The organism is Phenylobacterium sp. (assembly GCF_019636135.1).
GTDB lineage: Bacteria > Pseudomonadota > Alphaproteobacteria > Caulobacterales > Caulobacteraceae > Phenylobacterium.
The window spans coordinates 40,822-58,666 of sequence record NZ_JAHBYD010000010.1 but is presented as its reverse complement, the minus strand read 5'-3'; the positions used below and the strand labels follow the sequence as shown (position 1 = coordinate 58,666).

23 protein-coding genes are annotated in these 17,845 nt (G+C 71.2%); 11 read left to right on the top strand and 12 right to left on the bottom strand.

All coding sequences use genetic code 11. The features are described from left to right. Positions 1–153 precede the first annotated feature (153 nt). Both KF737_RS09020 and KF737_RS09015 read left to right on the top strand, forming a co-directional pair. Positions 154–522: a PleD family two-component system response regulator gene (locus KF737_RS09020; protein ID WP_296453552.1), complete on the top strand. Its 369-nt coding sequence runs from the start codon at positions 154–156 to the stop codon at positions 520–522. Further along, positions 519–1,340 carry a protein-glutamate O-methyltransferase CheR gene (locus KF737_RS09015; RefSeq protein ID WP_296453323.1) on the top strand — a complete coding sequence of 274 codons (822 nt, stop codon included), beginning with the start codon at positions 519–521 and terminating at the stop codon, positions 1,338–1,340. Before KF737_RS09020 ends, KF737_RS09015 begins: the two co-directional genes overlap by 4 nt. A 60-nt stretch (positions 1,341–1,400) precedes the next feature. On the opposite strand, the gene KF737_RS09010 is transcribed toward KF737_RS09015, so the two are convergent. The 4 genes from KF737_RS09010 to KF737_RS08995 are packed head-to-tail and all read right to left on the bottom strand — an operon-like array spanning position 1,401 to position 4,115. Next, positions 1,401–1,538 (bottom strand): entericidin A/B family lipoprotein, encoded by a 138-nt coding sequence (locus KF737_RS09010; protein ID WP_296453305.1) that lies wholly within the window; start codon positions 1,536–1,538, stop codon positions 1,401–1,403. A 46-nt stretch (positions 1,539–1,584) separates the two neighbouring features. Beyond that, positions 1,585–3,306, bottom strand: a complete 1,722-nt coding sequence (locus tag KF737_RS09005; RefSeq protein ID WP_296453303.1) for a sensor histidine kinase — start codon at positions 3,304–3,306, stop codon at positions 1,585–1,587. Positions 3,307–3,315: 9 nt separating this feature from the next. After that, positions 3,316–3,927, bottom strand: coding sequence for a sigma-70 family RNA polymerase sigma factor (locus tag KF737_RS09000; protein ID WP_296453300.1), 612 nt, complete (start codon positions 3,925–3,927; stop codon positions 3,316–3,318). After that, positions 3,927–4,115, bottom strand: coding sequence for a NepR family anti-sigma factor (locus KF737_RS08995; protein WP_296453550.1), 189 nt, complete (start codon positions 4,113–4,115; stop codon positions 3,927–3,929). Before KF737_RS08995 ends, KF737_RS09000 begins: the two co-directional genes overlap by 1 nt. A 234-nt stretch (positions 4,116–4,349) precedes the next feature. On the opposite strand from KF737_RS08995, the gene KF737_RS08990 reads away from it, so the two are divergent. Then, positions 4,350–5,150, top strand: coding sequence for a response regulator (locus KF737_RS08990; protein WP_296453295.1), 801 nt, complete (start codon positions 4,350–4,352; stop codon positions 5,148–5,150). 77 nt (positions 5,151–5,227) lie between these two features. On the opposite strand, the gene KF737_RS08985 is transcribed toward KF737_RS08990, so the two are convergent. The 4 genes from KF737_RS08985 to KF737_RS08970 form a co-directional block, all read right to left on the bottom strand. After that, complete coding sequence (locus KF737_RS08985; RefSeq protein ID WP_296453292.1) at positions 5,228–5,497, bottom strand: hypothetical protein; 270 nt, start codon at positions 5,495–5,497, stop codon at positions 5,228–5,230. A 16-nt stretch (positions 5,498–5,513) separates the two neighbouring features. Next, a complete protein-coding gene (locus tag KF737_RS08980; RefSeq protein WP_296453289.1) occupies positions 5,514–5,723 on the bottom strand; it encodes a hypothetical protein in 210 nt (69 codons plus the stop codon). Between the two features lie 480 nt (positions 5,724–6,203). Beyond that, positions 6,204–6,659 carry an OmpA family protein gene (locus KF737_RS08975; protein ID WP_296453287.1) on the bottom strand — a complete coding sequence of 152 codons (456 nt, stop codon included), beginning with the start codon at positions 6,657–6,659 and terminating at the stop codon, positions 6,204–6,206. Positions 6,660–6,743: 84 nt separating this feature from the next. Then, positions 6,744–7,085: a YMGG-like glycine zipper-containing protein gene (locus KF737_RS08970; RefSeq protein WP_296453284.1), complete on the bottom strand. Its 342-nt coding sequence runs from the start codon at positions 7,083–7,085 to the stop codon at positions 6,744–6,746. A gap of 127 nt (positions 7,086–7,212) precedes the next feature. Here KF737_RS08970 and KF737_RS08965 point away from each other — a divergent pair, with 127 nt between their 5' ends. From KF737_RS08965 to KF737_RS08955, 3 genes are read left to right on the top strand one after another with little or no spacing between them, the layout of a single operon-like run. Continuing rightward, the gene (locus tag KF737_RS08965) at positions 7,213–7,533 is read left to right on the top strand and encodes a hypothetical protein (protein WP_296453279.1); all 321 of its coding nucleotides are present in this window, start codon (positions 7,213–7,215) and stop codon (positions 7,531–7,533) included. A 16-nt stretch (positions 7,534–7,549) separates the two neighbouring features. Next, entirely contained in the window at positions 7,550–8,437 is an 888-nt protein-coding gene (locus tag KF737_RS08960; RefSeq protein WP_296453276.1) for a diacylglycerol kinase family protein, read from the top strand. Further along, positions 8,434–9,219 (top strand): metallophosphoesterase, encoded by a 786-nt coding sequence (locus tag KF737_RS08955; RefSeq protein ID WP_367273221.1) that lies wholly within the window; start codon positions 8,434–8,436, stop codon positions 9,217–9,219. The genes KF737_RS08960 and KF737_RS08955 overlap by 4 nt, the downstream gene beginning before the upstream one ends. 11 nt (positions 9,220–9,230) lie before the next feature. On the opposite strand, the gene KF737_RS08950 is transcribed toward KF737_RS08955, so the two are convergent. From KF737_RS08950 to KF737_RS08940, 3 genes are all read right to left on the bottom strand, one after another. Further along, positions 9,231–9,407 (bottom strand): DUF1328 domain-containing protein, encoded by a 177-nt coding sequence (locus tag KF737_RS08950; protein WP_296453273.1) that lies wholly within the window; start codon positions 9,405–9,407, stop codon positions 9,231–9,233. Positions 9,408–9,697: 290 nt separating this feature from the next. Then, the gene (locus KF737_RS08945) at positions 9,698–10,114 is read right to left on the bottom strand and encodes a hypothetical protein (protein WP_296453270.1); all 417 of its coding nucleotides are present in this window, start codon (positions 10,112–10,114) and stop codon (positions 9,698–9,700) included. After that, positions 10,111–10,425, bottom strand: a complete 315-nt coding sequence (locus tag KF737_RS08940; protein WP_296453267.1) for a hypothetical protein — start codon at positions 10,423–10,425, stop codon at positions 10,111–10,113. The genes KF737_RS08945 and KF737_RS08940 overlap by 4 nt, the downstream gene beginning before the upstream one ends. Before the next feature lie 162 nt (positions 10,426–10,587). Between KF737_RS08940 and KF737_RS08935 the strand changes: the two genes are divergently transcribed. Continuing rightward, on the top strand, positions 10,588–11,997 hold the full coding sequence (locus KF737_RS08935) for an HWE histidine kinase domain-containing protein (protein ID WP_296453264.1): 1,410 nt from the start codon (positions 10,588–10,590) through the stop codon (positions 11,995–11,997). 344 nt (positions 11,998–12,341) lie between these two features. Here KF737_RS08935 and acnA read toward each other — a convergent pair whose 3' ends face one another. Next, positions 12,342–15,041, bottom strand: a complete 2,700-nt coding sequence (gene acnA / locus KF737_RS08930; protein WP_296453261.1) for an aconitate hydratase AcnA — start codon at positions 15,039–15,041, stop codon at positions 12,342–12,344. A 252-nt stretch (positions 15,042–15,293) separates the two neighbouring features. Between acnA and KF737_RS08925 the strand changes: the two genes are divergently transcribed. From KF737_RS08925 to KF737_RS08910, 4 genes are all read left to right on the top strand, one after another. Then, positions 15,294–15,671, top strand: a complete 378-nt coding sequence (locus tag KF737_RS08925) for a GxxExxY protein (protein WP_296453258.1) — start codon at positions 15,294–15,296, stop codon at positions 15,669–15,671. Between the two features lie 60 nt (positions 15,672–15,731). Then, positions 15,732–16,334, top strand: coding sequence for a heme ABC exporter ATP-binding protein CcmA (gene ccmA, locus KF737_RS08920; RefSeq protein ID WP_296453257.1), 603 nt, complete (start codon positions 15,732–15,734; stop codon positions 16,332–16,334). Further along, positions 16,331–16,996 (top strand): heme exporter protein CcmB, encoded by a 666-nt coding sequence (gene ccmB / locus KF737_RS08915; RefSeq protein ID WP_296453254.1) that lies wholly within the window; start codon positions 16,331–16,333, stop codon positions 16,994–16,996. The genes ccmA and ccmB overlap by 4 nt, the downstream gene beginning before the upstream one ends. Before the next feature lie 86 nt (positions 16,997–17,082). After that, positions 17,083–17,835, top strand: coding sequence for a Spy/CpxP family protein refolding chaperone (locus KF737_RS08910; RefSeq protein WP_296453252.1), 753 nt, complete (start codon positions 17,083–17,085; stop codon positions 17,833–17,835). Positions 17,836–17,845 lie beyond the last annotated feature (10 nt).

The following is a 17,845-nucleotide window of genomic DNA, read 5'->3' as shown; positions in this document are numbered from 1 at the left end:
GGCCTGGCCACCATCCTGCTGGGCGCCGCCCTGCTGAACGCGCCGGGCGGAAGCGACACGGGACGCCAGGAAACTGCGGCGTTCATCGTCCGCGTCAGCCCCGCGTTAACCACCGGGGCGCGAGATAGGGCTTCGAGTTTCGGAGCCGCTTCCGTGAAGACCTGTCTCGTCGTCGACGACAGCCGCGTGATCCGCAAGGTGTCGCGCCGCATCCTCGAAGACCTCGGCTTCGAGGTCGCCGAGGCGTCGGACGGCGTGGAGGCCATGGCCTGGTGCAGCGCCGTGATGCCCGACGCGATCCTGCTGGACTGGATCATGCCCGGCATGGACGGGATGGAATTCCTGAAGCGCCTGCGCGCCGAGCCCGGAGGCGATCGGCCCAAGGTCGTGTTCTGTTCGGGCGAGACCGACATCGGCCGCATCCGCGAGGCGCTGGACGCCGGCGCCGACGAATACATCATGAAGCCCTTCGACGGCGCCATCGTCGCCGGGAAGCTGGCGTGGCTGGGCGTGGCCGCATGATCGCCGCCGTCGACCGCGCCTTCGTCGCCGCCCTGTGCCTCGCCCGCGCCGGCCTCAAGGTCGACGCCGAGAAGGCCTACCTGATCGAGAGCCGGCTGGCCCCCGTCGCCCGCCGTGAAGGCTTCAGCTCGCCCGAGGAGTTCATCGGCCGCCTGCGCGACGGCGGCGGCGACGACCGGCTCAACTGGGCGATCGTCGAGGCCATCGCGCTGCCCGAGAGCGAATTCCTCCGCGACCACGCGGTGTTCGAGGCCCTGGTCCACGACGTGATCCCGACCCTGGTGCGCCAGCGGGCGGGCGCGCCGGTCCGGGTGTGGAGCACCGCCTGCGGGACGGGCCAGGAGATCTACTCGCTGGCCATGATGATCGCCGACACGCCGACCCTGGCGGGCAAGGTCGAACTGTTCGCCTCCGACCTCTCGGAGCGGAGCCTGGAGAAGGCGCAGTCGGGCGTCTATTCGCAATTCGAGGTGCAGCGCGGCCTGCCGGCGCGCACCCTGGTGCGCCACTTCGAGAAGGACGGCGAGTCCTTCGTGCTGTCGCCGCGCATCCGCCAGATGATCCGCTGGCGCCGCGTGAACCTGGTGGACGACCTCGGCCGTTTCGGCCAGTTCGACCTCCTGCTCTGCCGCAACGTGCTGACCCAGATGGCGCCCGAGGCCCAGGCCCGCGTGATCGGCCAGTTGAAGCAGGCGCTCGCGCCGGGCGGCCGGCTGGCGCTGGGGCTCAAGGAGGAAGCGGGCGGCGAACTCACGCCGCTCGCGGGCGGCTTCGGCCTGTTCGCGCTGCCGCAGGACGCGGTCCGCACCGCGGCCTGAGCACGAAGAAGCCCCGCGGCCAGCGGCTGCGGGGCTCTCGCGCCGTAAGGGTCGCGACGTCTACTTCTTGGCGTCTTCGGCCGTGTTCGTGACGGCTTCACCGGCGGACTTCACGTCCTTGCCCGCGCCCGAGACGGTGTTGCAGGCGGCCGTGGCCATGCTCGCGGCCACGATGGCCAGCAGGATCAGATTGCGCATTTGTGGAATCTCCCGGCGGGATTTGAACTTGCCCCGCGGCAACGCTTCATGCCGCCGCCTGGTTCCCCCCGTTGCGCCCCTGCGCGGGCGGCGCCCTGTCTGCGGCGGGCGTCGGGAAGACCAGCCGCGCGGTGACGCCGCCGGACGGGTTGCGGACCAGCTCGGCGCGGCCGCGCAGTTGCCGCGCGAAGGCGGTCATCAGGGTGCGGCCCACCCCGGACGACACCAGGGCGTCGGCCGACGGCTCGCCGTCGTCGGAGATGGTCAGCTCGGCCTCGTCGCCGCGGACCGTGAACTCCAGCTTCAGCACCCCGCCTCGCGAGGCGAAGGCATGCTTCTGGGCGTTGGTGACCGCCTCGACCGCGAAGAGCGCCAGCGGCGCCAGGCGGTCGGGGTCGATGACCAGCGGGTCGACCTTCAGCTCGGTGCGGACGGCCAGGCCGTGGGCGAGCTCGCCGTTGACCAGTTGGGCGGTGAGCTCCTCCAGGAACGGCCGCAGGTCCACCCGCTTCAGGTCGGGTCCCTGGTAGAGGGCGCGGTAGATCAGGGCGAGCGCCGTGATCCGCTGGCGGGTGTCGCTCATCGCCGAGCGCGCGGCGGGGTCGGTCAGGGCCCGCTGCTGCATGTTGAGCAGGCTGGAGATGATCTGGAGGTTGTTCTTCACCCGGTGATGGATCTCGCGCATCAGCGCATCCTTCTGGGCGAGGCTGTCGCGCAGGGAGGCGTCGCGGGCGACGATGGCGTCGGCCATGTCCTCCAGCGTCTCGGCGAGCTCGCGGATCTCGGGCGGCATCTGCTCGGCCTGCACCGGGCGAACCGAGAGGCGGCCGCGCGCGTAGAGCGCCGCGATCCGTTGCAGGTACTCGATCCAGCGCACCACCACCCGGTCGGCCGCGGCCGAGACGAACAGCAGCGCCAGCAGGAAGCTGAGCAGCGGGAAGGCGATCCCGGAGAGCGGGTTCAGCCGCGACCAGGAGAGGATCCCCGGCGACTGCGCCGAGAGCACCACATAGACCTGATCGCCGACCACGGGCGCGGCCGAATAGACCCGCCGCCGGCTCTTGCCGTCGTCGCCGTACCACACCAGGGCGCCGGCGGCCTCGACCTTGGCCCGCCAGTCGGCCGGCAGGCGCGGGAACGCGCCGGGATCGGTGGTCGTGATGTAGCGGCCGCCCTTGTCCACCAGCCCGACCTCGGCGCCCCTCGGCAGGGAAGGGTCGCTCGCGCGCGGCTGCAGGCTCGAGAGCGAGATCACCGCGGCGAACGCCCCGTCGAAGGCGCCGTCGGGCGCGGTCGCCCGGGCGGCGGTCAGCACCGCCGGCTCCCGCGCATAGGTCGAGCCCGCGTCGCGCGTGACGGCGTAGCTGCGCCCGCCCTGCAACTGGCGGAACCAGTCGCGGCCAGAGCGCGCGGGATCGGCCGGCACGCCGCCGGCCGCGCAGACCACGCGCCCGTCACGGTCGAAGCGGATCAGGTTCAGATAGCCCGGGATGCGCGCGGTCACCTGCGCCAGCCGCTCCTGGCACTGGAAGCCGACCGCGCCGGGCGCCAGCGTCTGCAGGAGGACGTCGGCGCTCTCCATCTTGGCGCGCGCGGTCGCGGCGCTCCGCTCGGCCGCGAACCCGAGGTTCTGCCTGAGCGCCCGGCCCTCCCGCTGGAAGCCGATGGCCGACTGCAGCGCGCCCAGGATCAGGACAGGCAGGAGCGCGGCCGCAAGCGCGGCGATCAGGCGGACCCTGATCGTGCTGAGCGAACTCCACCCGGCCATGCGACGTCCTTACCGGACGCTGCTTAACCGCTCCGCGTCGGCCAGGATAGAACGCATGGCGTCACTGGCCTGTCCCCCGTCGCGATCGTAGGCGCCCGCTTCGAGGATGGCGTGGAGCGCCCGGCGCGCGCGGCTGACCCGGCTCTTCACCGTCCCCACCGCGCAGTTGCAGATCTCGGCCGCCTCTTCGTAGGCGAAGCCGCCGGCCCCCACGAGGATCAGCGCTTCGCGCTGTTCCGCCGGAAGCATGGCCAGGCCCTGGCGCAGTTCGTCCAGCGCCACGGGCGCCTCGGGATCGTCGACGGCCACCAGGGTCCGCTCGGCCGCTTCCTGGTCGAGCTGGCTCTGGCGCCACGAGCGGCGCTTCTCGGAGTAGAACTGGTTGCGCAGGATCATGAAGGTCCAGGCCTTCATGTTGGTGCCCATCTGGAAGCTGGCGCGGGCGTCCCAGGCCTTCATCATGGCGTCCTGGGCCAGGTCGTCGGCCGCGGTGGGATCGCCGCACAGGGTCCGGGCGAAGGCGCGCAGGTGCGGGATCAACTGCACCAGCTCCTTCTTGAAGGCGGCGTCTTCCTCGGGGGTGCGAGGCGGCCGCGGCTTCGGCGCGACGGCGACGTCCATCAGGGCTTCTCCGCGCTGCGTTCGTCGGCACGGCGGAGGATTTCGAGGAATTCGTCCGGGACGTCCTCGTTCACCACCTCGTCGAACATCTGACGCAGACGTACGCCGATCGCCTGCTGGCGCAGGCGGGCTTCATCCAGGGCTGCGGTCGCCTTCCGGCGCTCCGGGGATGGACGCTGTTCTATCATATCGTCGGCGCCCCGCTCGCGCGGAGACCGCCCCCTCTGGCCTTCCTTGTCAGCGCTCAACGCCCTTGCCCCGCGGCAGGTTCCCGATGGATGCGGGACAAGATGCGGAAAACCGCGCCGCAAGGGAACCGGTTCCCAGCGGTCACGTTTTCGGATCAACATGGGGTCACGGCCAGGAAAGGCGTTTCCGGCCGTGACTGCCTTGTGAGACAGGCAATACGGGAGGGGCAACCCTTGAGTCTTCTAGCTCGACTGGCGCCGCATCTACCCTACGTACGCCGGTATGCGCGCGCGCTGACCGGCGACCAGACCACCGGCGACCACTACGTCCGCGTCGCGCTCGAGGCCCTGGCGGCCGGTGAGCGGACGTTGTCCGACAGCATGACGCCGCGCGTGGCGCTCTATCACGTGTTCCACGCCATCTGGTGCTCGACGGGGGCCCAGCTCGAGGGGCCCGGCGACGACGACTACGGCGTCGACGACGCCACGCGCCGGCTGATGCGCATCGCGCCGCGCTCGCGCCAGGCGTTCCTGCTCACCGCCCTCGAAGGCTTCACGCCGACCGAAGCGGCCCAGATCCTGGGCGCCGACTTCCCCGAGATCGAGAGGCTGATCGCCGAGGCCCAGGCCGAGATCGACGCCGAGCTGGCCACCGATGTCCTCATCATCGAGGACGAGCCGGTGATCGCCGCCGACATCGAGGCCCTGGTGACCGAGCTCGGCCACACGGTGGTCGACATCGCCGCCACGCGGACCGAGGCGGTCGACGCGGTCGCCCGCAAGACGCCGGGCCTGGTGCTGGCCGACATCCAGCTCGCCGACGGCTCGTCGGGCATCGATGCGGTGAAGGACATCCTGCAGCGCTTCGACGTGCCGGTGATCTTCATCACCGCCTTCCCGGAGCGCCTGCTGACCGGCGAGCGGCCCGAGCCCACCTTCCTGATCACGAAGCCCTTCCAGCCCGAGACGGTGAAGGCGGCGATCGGCCAGGCGCTGTTCTTCCATCCGCGCAAGGCGTCCAGGCAGGCCGCCTGACGTCCGGACCGAGGTCCAGGGAAAGAGGGCGCCGCTTCCGAGCGGCGCCCTTTTCGTTTGCGGGATGGCCGGCGCGGCTACGGCTGCGGCGCGGCCGGCGGCTTCTGCAAGGTGGGCGTCGGCGGGGCCGGCGTGTCGCTGGTCAGGCGGCCGTCAACACGCTCGTTCCCCTGGCCGACGGGGACCGGCTCGGTCGTCGACTTCCAGGTCCAGGCGGCGAACATGCCGAGGGCGGCCAGCAGCGTGCCGAACACCAGCACCCAGAAGATGTGGGCGCCCCAGCGGCCCTGTCGGGCGCGGGTGGCGTTGACCACCGGAGCGTGCTCGGTCTCGGGCGGGTAGCTCATGAGGCGGTCTCCTTGCTTACTCGGACGGGAAGTAGCTGAACGGTCCGGTCCGGGGTCCGGGTTCCGTCGAGCCGTGCGGCGCGGTCAGGACCCCGATCGCGCCGCTCAGCATGGCGAAGCCCGCGATGGCCCCGACGATCGCCAGCCGCCGCCGCGCGGTCTGCTGGCGCACGCTGGGGGTGCGGATGAGTTTCAGCCCGGTGGTCGCAACGAAGGAACTGCGCATCCGACGCGTCTCCCGCGGCCGGCAGTCTTCGTCCGGCAGGGGCTTAAACGCGACGGTGAAGCCGCCGTTCCGAGCTCACGACCGCGCCGCACGCAGGGCGGGAAAAATTCGGCGGAAAAGTGAGTCGGCCGCGGAACGCGTCTCGCGTTGACGTGTTCTTAATCTGCGGAGGCGGCGACGCCCCCCCCGACTTGAGGCTGGCGAGCATGCCAGTCTGCCGTCTCCGCACCCCTTTTCTCGATGATGCACACCTTGGGCCGGTCTCTGACCGGCCCTTCTCTTTTCCTGCCTCTCCCGCTCGCGGGAGAGGGGGACCGCCCGCCGAGCCCGCGCCAGCGGGCGTAGAGCGGGGGGTGGAGAGGGAAAGCCTCGCCCACGATATCGACAACAGCCCGGGTCGACCGCCCTGCCGGCCGCTTTCCCTTTCCACCACTCGCTCTTCGACGAGCGGTCCCCCTTTCCCGCAAGCGGGAAAGGCAGCTACTTCGGCCTGCCGAGCTTGAGCGCGATATCCGCCCGCCGACGCACCGGGACGACCTTGCCGTCCGCGGTGACGGATCCCGCCTGGCCCACGGCCTCGACCGCGAAGACCGCGGCCGGCAGGCCGGCCCGGGCGATGGCGCCCGCCACGGCGTCGGCGCGCTTCCTGGAGAGTTCGAGGTTGGCGGCGGGGTCGCCGGCCGCGTCGGCCAGCCCCAGCACCGTCACCGAGTCCACCTTGCAGGGCCTGGCGGTGCGCGCCGCCGCGGCGATCACGCGCCGGCCTTCCGGCGTCAGTTGGGCCACGTTGGGCTCGAAATAGACGGGGACGGTCATGTCCTGGCAGGCGGCGGGGGTCTTCTCGACCCGGCCGCGGCCGCTTCCCACGGTCTGGCACGCGCTCAGGGCGACGCCTGCGATCATCACCACGCTCATCACGACGACGGTCTTGCGCATGCGCCCCTCCTGCGTTCACGGCGAACGGGCGGCCGGAAAGGCTCCGGCCGCCCGTTCCCCAGTCAGATCAAGTCCGGCTGCGCGTCACCGCGGCGAGCCGTTCTCCCAGTAGTACCGGCCCGAGGACGGGTCGTAGTAGTAATAGCGGCCGGCGCGTTCGTCATAGTACTGGCGACGGTTCGGCGAAGCGGCGCCGCAGCCGCCTTCGTCGCGGCAGCCCTTGACGGCGCCCACGGTGCCGCCGACGGCCGCGCCGACCGCAGCGCCCGCGCCGACGCCCACGTCGCCCGAGATGGCGCCGATCGCCGCGCCGCCGAGCGCGCCGAGGGCCGCGCCGCCGAGGGCGCTACGTTCCGTGTGACCGGTGCTGGTGCAGGCGGCGGCCAGAAGACCGGCGCCGGCGATCGCGATAACAGGCTTAAGCATGCCGATGGCTCTCCTTTGGGGTGTCCCCTGCCGGCCAGAACGCGAGGCCACCTGGGCAGTTCCCGACCGGAACCAAGACCGCGCCCCTCCGTTGCATCGCGGGAACACCCTGCAGCGGAGACAAGCCGTGACCTCCTACAGCGACCGCGACCACGAGCGCAGCGACCTGCGCCAGGCGTATGAACTGGGCCGCCGCGACGCCCAGCGCAGCCGCCGCCACCCCGTGGTGATGACCCTCCTCGTGCTGGCCGCCGCCGCCGGCCTGATCGTGCTGGCGCTCGCCGCCGTGAACGGGTCCTTCGGCGCCGCAGGCACGGTGGTCGACCAGAACCTGGCCACCGCCGCCGACCAGGCCGCGCCGGCCGTCTCCAGCGCCGCCCAGACCGCGGGCGAGGCGGTGAGGAACGCCACCACCGGCAAGGCCGGTGACGACGTCGTCCCCAACTGAGGCTAAGCCTGGGGGCATGAGCGCCAAGAAGAACCGGCCCCGCCTCGCCAAGGTCGAGGTGGTGGCCAACGTCGCATCGGGCAGCGTCGAACCCGACGCGCCCGCGGAACTCGAGACGATCTTCGCCGAATTCGGCCTGAAGCCGAACATTCGCGCGCCGCAGGTCGGCGAGCTGCGCGACGGCATCAAGGCCAGCCTGGATTCCGGCCCGGACCTGCTCGTGGTGCTGGCGGGCGACGGCACCATCCGCTGCGCCGCCGAGCTCGCAGGCCCGAAAGGCCCGCCGATCGCGCCGCTGCCGGGCGGGACGATGAACATGCTGCCGTTCGCCGTCTACGGCCGGCGGCCGTGGCAGGAGGTGCTGCGCGACGTGCTGGAGAACGGCGAGGAGCGCGACCTGGGCGGCGGCTGCATCGAAGGCCACCGCTTCCTGTGCGGCGCGATCCTGGGCTCGCCGGCCCGCCTGGGCGCCGCCCGCGAGGCGGCGCGCGAGGGCAGGATCGTCGAGGCGTTCCACAGGACGCGCGACGCCATGCAGCGCGCCTTCACCGGCCGCCTCCGCTACAGCCTCGACAAGGGTGGGCGCGAGAAGGCCCAGGCGCTCGTCCTGATGTGCCCCATCGCCTCCAAGGTGATGGACGACGACGCGCCCGCGTTCGAGGCCGCCGCGCTCAACCCCACCGGCGCGGCCGAGGTGCTGCGCATGGGCTTCAACGCCATCGTGAGCGACTGGCGCGAGGACCCGGCCGTCGACAACCGCCCCTGCCGCAGGGCCAGGGTCTGGTCGGCGCGGAAGGTCCCGGCCCTGCTGGACGGCGAGAGCGTCAGCCTGCCGACCCATGTCGAGGTCACCTACGACCCGAGGATCTGCCGCGTGCTGGCGACGCCGAAGGACTCTGCGTGAAGCTGCGGCTGGCCCACCTCTCCGACATCCATTTCGGCGGCGAGAACAAGGACGCCGTGGCGGCGGCGGGCGAACGGCTGCGGACCGGCGGCTTCGACCTGACGATCGTCTCGGGCGACCTCACCCGGTACGCGGAGATCCCGGAGTTCCAGGCCGCGACGGCCTGGCTGGCCGAGGCGCCCGAGCCCAAGCTCGTGACGCCCGGCAACCACGACGCGCCGTACCTCGCGTGGGCCGAGCGCATCTTCGCGCCGTTCCGCCGCTACGAGCGGCTGGTCGGGCCGGCGCCGTGGCAGAGCTGGCGGTCCGGCGGCGTCGCCGTGCGCGGCATCAACACCGCCCGCGGCGCGCAGCCGCGGTTGAATTGGTCGAAGGGCCAGATTTCGATGCGCCAGGCGCGCGCCGCCGCCGACTGGTTCGAGCCCGGCGACACCCTCCGGATCGTCGTGGTGCATCACCCGCTGATCGAGATGATCGGCGGCCCGATGACGGCGCGGGTCTGGGGCGGGGAGACGGCGGCGGAGCTGTTCTGCGAGGCCCGGGTGGACCTGGTGCTCTCCGGGCACATCCATGCGCCCTTCACCTGGCCCTATCCGCACGGCGACGGGCGGACCTATGCGGTCGGCGCCGGGACGCTGTCCGTGCGCGAGCGGGGCGTGCCGCCCGGCTACAACGAGGTCGAGGTCGAGGACGGCTGCATCCGCGTGACCGCCCTCGCCTGGACGGGCTCGACGTACGAGCCCTATCGGACCTGGGCGCTGGATCGTCGCGCCCAGGCTTGAGTCTGGCCTGCCTAGAGTCCGGGGCTGCGGCCGCGCACCAGGTGCATGACCAGCGACACCACGAACAGAACCAGGAAGACGAAGAACAGGATCTTGGCGATCCCCATCGCCGCGCCGGCCACCGACGTGAAGCCGAGGACCGCGGCGATCAGGGCGACCACCAGGAAGGTCAGGGCCCAACCGAGCATGTCGTTTCTCCTCTACAGGCCATCCGATCGGCCTGCGGCGAAGGCAACGCTTTCGGGCGCGCGCCGTTCCCGATCCTCCTCTTCCCCCAGGGCCATCGCATATGGGTTGCGGGCGGCTCGCCCGCCCGATTCTTGAACCGCAGAGATCGCGGAGATCGCAGAGAGCTCGCGGATTCACCGGAATCCTCCGCGTATCTCCGCGATCTCCGCGGTTCGAATGACGGCCTTTCGGCCGCCCGAATGCGATGGCCCTGCTCTTCCCCCGGGCTACGCCTCGGGGGGACAGGAAATCACTTTTCGGGCTTGCTGGCGTTGCCGGCCATGAAGGCGCTGACGACGGCGGTGACGACCGCGGGGTTGCGGATCAGCACGAAGGTGGCTGCGGCCGCGGCGCCCAGGGCCATGAGCGGACGCTCCTTCGCCATCCCGATCAGCCGGTCGGCCAGCGTGGCGTCGTCCTGGGGCGCGCCGGGCTTCTTCGGCGGCGGCGTCACCGGCCGCGCCACGACCCACGCGACCACCACGGCGATCACAGCGAAGACGCCCGCGACGGCCGCGGCCGCGGCGGCCGGCGTCAGCCAGGTCAGCGCCAGGGCGTAGACCGCGTACGACGCGGCCACGACGACGACCGCCGCGGCCGCGGCCACGGCGGCGATCGCGGCGGCGAGCCGGAGGATCCGCCGGATGTTGAGGAACTCGAGGTTCAACGCCGCGAGGCGGAAGCGAGCAGGAGGCCGATCAGCACCCCCACGCCCAGCGCCGCGCCGGTGGCGGCCAGCGGACGGGCGCGGATCTGCTCGCTGGCGACGCGGGTCGCCTCGTCGAGCTGCTCGCCCGCCACGTCGGCGTAGACGCGGCTCTGCGCGCGCAACTGCTCGAGGCCCTGCTGGACCGCGGCTTCGATGCGCTTGGCCGCGTCGGCGATCGCCTTCTGAGCATCCGCCGTGATCTTCGCGGCGGTGTCGTTGGCAGCCGCAGCCGCGTCTTCGGTCGTCAGTTGGCCGGCCTTGGCGGGCATGTTTCGTCTCCGGAGGTTCGCCCCCAGGCAGACCCTGGGGAAGCTGCGCCATGAACGCACTGCAACATAGGTCGTTCCAGAGCATGCCGCAAAGGCGCCCGGCACGAAAGTTTGCGCAGGATCGCGGTGGAGGCGCCTCCCACATTTTCCTATCTTCGAATCATGCGTGAGCCGCCCCCCAGCTCCGAACGCACCCGACTGGAGCTCGCGCTCCAGGCCGCAGGCCTCGGCGAGTTCCAGTGGAACATCGCGGGCGACCGGCTGATCGTCAGCGCGCGGATGGCCGCGATCACCGGCCTCCCGGCCGGCGAGATGGCCGCGAGCCTCGGCGCGCTGATGGAGCGGCACGCCCATCCCGACGACCTGCCGGCCTTCCGCGCGCAGCGCGACGCGGCGCTGCAGTCGGGCGAGACCTTCGACCTGCGCTTCCGGATGATCCGGCCCGACGACGGGCGCACGATCTGGCTTCGGCTGGCCGGTATCGTCCACCGCGACGAGACGGGCCGCGCCATCGACACGACCGGCATCGTCGAGGACATCAGCCAGAGCCGCCTCGAGGAAGACCAGCGCCACGAACTGATGGCCGAGCTGGACCACCGGGTGAAGAACGTGCTGGCCGCGGTGCAGGCGCTGGCCGCGCAGACGGCCAAGCGCACCACGTCGCTCGACGTGTTCCTGAACACCTTCTCGGGCCGCCTGAAGGCGATGGCCTCGGCGAACGAGCTGCTGACCGCCGCCCGCTGGCGCGGGGCCGCCATCGACCACCTGGCGGCCGCGGAGCTGGGCGCCATCGCGCCCGGCCAGACGAGCTGGGAGGGGCCGGAGCTCTTCCTCACGCCGCGCGCCGCCAACGCACTGTCCCTCGCCCTGCACGAGCTGGCCACCAACGCGGTCAAGTTCGGGGCGCTCTCCGTCGAGACCGGCCACGTCCACGTGCGCTGGACGGCGCGCAGGGCCGGCGGCTTCGAGCTGACCTGGACCGAGAGCGGCGGCCCCACCGTGCAGCCCCCGACCCGTCGCGGCTTCGGCTCGACGCTGCTGGAGCAGGTCACCGGCCGGGAACTCAACGGCGACGCCGCCGCCGAATACCCGCCCGCGGGGGTGGTGGTGCGCCTGCGGGCCGGCGCCCAGGCGATGGCCGACCGGCCCGAGGTGGCGCCCGTTATGCCGGCGCCCCGCGTCACCGAGACGGTGGCCACCTCCGTCGGCCCGGCCAGCCTGAAGGGCGCCCGGGTGCTGATCGTCGAGGACGCGGTCCTGCTGGCCCTGGAGCTGGAGACCGGCCTCTCGGACGCCGGCGCCGAGGTGATCGGCCCCGCCTACGAGCTCGAGGAGGCGATGGCGCTGCTCGACCGGCCGATCGACGCCGCCGTGCTGGACGCCAACCTCAACGGCCGCTCGGTGACGCCCGTCGCCGAGGTGCTGAGCCAGCGGAAGATCCCGTTCGTCTTCGCCACCGGCTACGGCGAGACGGGCGGCGCGCCCGGCGGCTTCGAGGCCCCGGTCATCCGCAAGCCGTACGACGTGACCCAGGTCGCGGCCGCCGTCGCCGAACTGCTCTCAAAGACCTGATTCCATTCACCATATTCCGCGTCGGAACGTCGCGCGGCGAGATCGCGCTGAGACAAGGCGCCACCTCGGCCATGTCGATCCGGCGCCCTATCAGGACCCCACGAAGGCCCGCGGACGCATTCGCGGGGGCCAGACCGGTGGCCAAGGGAGTTCGCCCGGAACCAGGCGACCCGGACTTCTGCGTTCGGTCCGCGGCACAGGTCGCGGACCGGCCGTCCTTCGGATTGAACCCGCGGAATGCCGCGGAAATCGCCCGCGCCGATCCGTGCAATCCGCGGTTCCAAAATGACGGAGCCCCCGCTTGCGCGAGGGCTCCCTGGTCATCGTCAGTCGTAGACTGAAGCCTACTCGGCGGCCGCCGGCGCGCGGGCCAGGCCGCGGAGCACGTAGTTCAGGACGCCGCCCTGCTTGAAGTATTCGAGCTCGGTCGGCGTATCGATCCGGCAGCGGACCGGGAAGCGGGCGATGCGGCCGTCGCTGGGACGGTACATCTCCACGATCAGCTGCTTGCGCGGGGCCAGTTCGGTCAGGCCGCGGATCGTCACGATCTCCTCGCCGGTCAGGCCCAGCTTGTGCCAGCCTTCCTGCAGGAACTGCAGCGGCAGCACGCCCATGCCGACCAGGTTCGACCGGTGGATCCGCTCGAAGCTCTCGGCCACCACGGCGCGGACGCCCAGCAGCTTCGTGCCCTTGGCCGCCCAGTCGCGCGAGGAGCCGGTGCCGTATTCCTTGCCCGCGAACACGACCAGGGGACGGCCCTCGCCCTGGTAGCGCATGGCCGCGTCGTAGATCGACATCACCTCGCCCGACGGGAAGTGCTTGGTCACCCCGCCTTCGATATCGGGCGTGATGCGGTTGCGGATGCGGATGTTGGCGAAGGTGCCGCGCATCATCACTTCATGGTTGCCGCGCCGCGCGCCGTAGCCGTTGAAGTCGCTGGGCGGGACCTGGCGCTCGATCAGGTACTGGCCGGCGGGCGACGTCGTCTTGATCGAACCGGCCGGAGAGATGTGGTCGGTGGTGATCGAGTCGCCGAACACGCCCAGCACCCGGGCCTCGACGATGTCGGTCACCGGGGCCGGCTCCATCGTCATGCCCTCGAAGTAGGGCGGGTTCTTCACGTAGGTCGAGCCGGGGGTCCAGTCGTAGGTCTGGCCGCCCTTCACCTTGATGTTCTGCCAGTTCTTGTCGCCCTTGAAGACGTCGGCGTAGCGGGTGGCGAACATCTTGTTCGTCACGTGCTTGCGCTGCAGGGCGGTGATCTCCGCGGTCGTCGGCCAGATGTCGCGCAGGTAGACGGGCTTGCCGTCCTTGCCCTCGCCCAGCGGGTCGTTGACGATGTCGACCTGCATCGAGCCGGCCAGGGCATAGGCCACCACCAGCGGCGGGCTGGCCAGGTAGTTGGCGCGCACGTCGGGGTTCACGCGGCCTTCGAAGTTGCGGTTGCCCGAAAGCACCGAGACGGCGACCAGGTCGTTCTTCTGGATCGATTCCGACACCGGCTCCGGCAGCGGACCGGAGTTGCCGATGCAGGTGGTGCAGCCGTAGCCGACCAGGTTGAAGCCCAGGGCGTCCAGGCTCTTGTCCAGCTTGGCGGCCTTCAGGTAGTCGGTGACCACCTGGCTGCCGGGCGCCAGCGAGGTCTTCACCCACGGCTTCACCTGCAGGCCCTTCTCGGCGGCCTTCTTGGCCACCAGGCCCGCGGCGATCAGCACGCCGGGGTTCGAGGTGTTGGTGCAGGAGGTGATCGAGGCGATCACCACGTCGCCGTTGCCCAGGTCGAAGTTCTCGCCCTCGACCTTGTAGCGCTCGGTCATGGTGTCGGCCTTGCCGAAGTCGCCGGCCAGCGCGGCCTTGAACTCCGAGGCGGCGTCGGTGAGCACGACGCGGTCCTGCGGGCGCTTGGGGCCGGCCATCGAGGGGACGACCGTGCCCAGGTCCAGCTCCAGGGTGTCGGTGAACACCGGCTCCGGATCGGTCGGCTCGCGCCACATGCCCTGGGCCTTGGCGTAGGCCTCGACGAGGGCCACGCGGTCGGGCGTGCGGCCGGTGGCGGCCAGGAAGTCGATAGTGGCGCGCGTCACCGGGAAGAAGCCGCAGGTGGCGCCGTATTCCGGGGCCATGTTGGCGATGGTCGCCTGGTCTTCCAGGGTAAGGTTGGCGAGCGCCGAGCCGTAGAACTCCACGAACTTGCCCACCACGCCGCGCTTGCGCAGCATCTGGGTGACGGTGAGCACCAAGTCGGTGGCGGTGGCGCCTTCCGGCAGCGCCCCCTCCAGCTTGAAGCCGATGACCTCGGGGATGAGCATCGGGATCGGCTGGCCCAGCATCGCCGCCTCGGCCTCGATGCCGCCCACGCCCCAGCCCAGCACGGCCAGGCCGTTGATCATGGTGGTGTGGCTGTCGGTGCCGACCACGGTGTCGGGATAGGCGACTTCCGGGCCCTCGTCCGCGTTCGTCCAGACGGTCTGGGCCAGGTACTCGAGATTCACCTGGTGACAGATGCCGGTGCCGGGCGGCACGACGCGGAAATTGTTGAAGGCCGACGAGCCCCAGCGCAGGAAGTTGTAGCGCTCGATGTTGCGCTCGTACTCGCGCTCGACGTTCTGGCCGAACGCCTTGGCGGTGCCGAAGTAGTCGATCATCACCGAGTGGTCGATCACGAGGTCGACCGGGTTCAGCGGGTTGATCTTGTCCGGGTTGCCGCCCAGCGCGGTCATGGCGTCGCGCATGGCGGCCAGGTCCACCACCGCCGGCACGCCGGTGAAGTCCTGCATCAGCACGCGGGCGGGGCGGAAGCTGATCTCGTGCTCGACGGCGCCCTTGTTGTCGGCCCAGGCGGCGATCGCCTTCAGGTCGGCCTCGGTGACGGTGTCGCCGTCCTCGTTGCGCAGCAGGTTCTCGAGCAGCACCTTCATCGAGATCGGCAGGCGCGAAATGCCGGAAAGCCCCGCTTCCTCGGCCGCCGGAAGGCTGTAGTAAGCGTAGGTCTTGTCACCGACCGTCAGTTGACGGCGCGTCTTCAGGGTGTCCACGGACGCCATAGAGGAGATCCTTTCTCTGTTCCGGCCGCCGAGGACCACCCGAGGGATCGCGCGCTATCGAAGAAGCGGACTCACAGGGTCCGTTTCCGCGCGGCGTTGGCTCCCCCCAGGGGCGGCGGCCCCGCCGTTCATAAACCCGCCCTCCAATGTCGTCCATGCGCCGCAGAATGAAGGTTCTTCGAACCCTGGCCTCAGCGAAGTCGCCGACGCAATTCTCAAACCGCAGAGATCGCGGAGATACGCAGAGGGGTCGTGGACGAGAACCTGATTGGAGAGAGAATTCTGGGCTGCGCTCTCAGGGTGCATCGCGCTCTTGGACCAGGGCTTCTCGAAGGCGCTTATGAAGCTTGCCTTGCCTACGAACTGACGAAGTCAGGGTTGGCCTTCCAACGACAAATGCCGATGCCCGTCACCTACGACGGTGTTCAGATAGAACTCGGTTACCGCCTCGACCTCTTGGTCGAGAACCTCGTCGTCGTGGAGGTCAAGGCCGTCGAGAAGCTAACCGACGTGCATCGCGCTCAGATCCTGAGTTATCTGAAGCTAGGTCGATATCGGCTCGGTTACCTGCTCAATTTCAACGTGAAGATGTTCAAGGACGGCATCGCCCGGATCGCCAATGGCCTGTGAAGTCCACCGGCCTCCTCTGCGTATCTCCGCGATCTCCGCGGTTGAATCAGGGGCGCTCACTTGATCACTGCGCTTTCCATCAAGGACACCGCGATCCGCCGGGGCGGGCGGCTGCTGTTCGAGGGGGTGTCGCTGGAGTTGGCGGCGGGGCAGGCGTGTGCGCTGACGGGGCCGAACGGGTCGGGGAAGACCAGCCTGCTGCGGGCCGTGGCCGGGTTCGTGCGCCTGGAGGCGGGGTCGATCGGGTTCGGCGCGGCGGACGTCGAGGCGGCGCGGGGCGGCGGCCTGCACATGGTGGGCCATGCCGACGGGCTGAAGCCGTCGCGGACGGCGGCCGAGGAGCTGGCGTTCTGGAGCCGCTGGTGCGGCGGGACCGACGCGTCGGCCCGCGAGGCGGCCCGGACGCTCGAACTGGACACCCTGCTGCCGCTGGAGGTGCGCCGCCTGTCCGCCGGCCAGCGGCGGCGGCTCGCGATGGCGCGCCTGCTGGCCGCGCCGCGGGCGCTCTGGCTGCTGGACGAGCCCCTGAGCCCCCTCGACGCCCGCTGGCGCGAGGCGTTCGGCGACCTGATGCGCCGGCACCTCGACGGCGGCGGCCTGATCCTGGCCGCCGTACACGACCCCCTGCCGATCCCGACGGTGAGCCTGGAGCTGCCCGCGTGAGCCGGCTCCTCGCCCTGCTCGGCCGCGAGACGGCGCTGGCCTGGGGCCGCGGCGGCGGGCCGCTGGTGGCCGTGGGCTTCTACGCCGGGGTCACCACCTTCCTGCCGCTCGCCATCGGCTCGGAGCCCACGCGCCTCGCCGCCATCGCGCCGGGCGCGGCCTGGGTGGCCCTGGCGCTGGCCTCGCTGCTCAGCCTCGAACGCCTCTTCGAGCGCGACTACGAGGACGGGGCGCTGGACCAGCTCTTCCTCTCGCCGGTCCCGCTGGAGCTCACCTGCCTGATCAAGTGCCTGGGCCAGTGGCTGGCCAACGGCGCGCCGCTGGCGCTGGCGGCGCCCATCGCCGCCATCTCGCTGGGCGCCGGCCCGGACCTCGCGCCGCTGGCCTTCGCCTGCGCGCTGCTGGGCGGTCTCGCCTTCGCGTTCGTGGGCGGGATCGGCGCGGCGCTCAGCCTGGGCGCGCGGCGGGGCGGGTTGCTGACGGCGGTGATCGTGCTGCCGCTCTTCGTGCCGCCGGTGATCTTCGGCGGCGGGGTGCTCGACGCCTTCGCCGGCGGGCTGCCCTGGAGCGGCGGCTTCGCCTTGCTGGGCGCCTACGCCCTGGGGGCGCTCGCGATCGGCCCGGTCGCCATGGCGGCGGCCTGCCGCAATGCGCTTTCGTGAGCATGACCAAAGCTTAACTGGCCTCCTGCGCTCCACGCCGCATGCTGGCGGCGAAGGGAATCCCGCCTCTTGCAGGACACGCAGACATGACCCCCACGAAGACCTGGCTGCTGGCCGGCGCCGCCCTCGCCCTGTGCGCCGGGGCCGCGGTCGCCGCCGCCTACGGACCCGAGGACGCCGCCCGCCAGGCCGAAGCCGACGCGCGCGCCGCCGTCGAGGACGGCCGCAACATCGCCCGGGAGGCTCAGGACCGGGCGCGGGAGGCGCGCGACAACGCCCGCGAAGCCCGCGAGGACGCCCAGGACCGCGCCCGCGCCGCCGCCGAGCGCGCGCGGGAAGCCGGCGAACGGGCCCGCGAGGCGGGGGAACGTGTGCGCGACGCCGCCCTCGAAGCGGCCCGCGCCGCCCGCCGCGACGGCGATCTCATCTACGTCTCGCGGGGCATGGACCGCGAGGATCACCTCACCGACGCCCTGAAGCTCCGCGCCGACCAGAAGCCGGCGCTCGCCGCCTTCCTCGCCGCGACGCGACGCCCCGACGGCAAGGATACGATGGTGCGCTTCGACCACGATCGCGACAGCGGCCGCAGCACCCTGCAACGCCTCGACGACATGCAGTCGCGGATGGCCGCCCAGCAGGCCGAGGCCAACCGCAGGATCGCCGCCATCAAGGCCTTCTACGCGCAGCTCGACGCCCAGCAGAAGAAGGCCTTCGACGGCATGCCGATCCTGATGATGGTCGGCCCGTCGGTGGGGCCCATGATCCTGCCGGTGCGCGTGGCGCACGCCCCGCCGATTCCGCCCGTGCCGCCGGTCCCGCCCGCGCCGCCACGCTGGTAGCGCCAGCCGG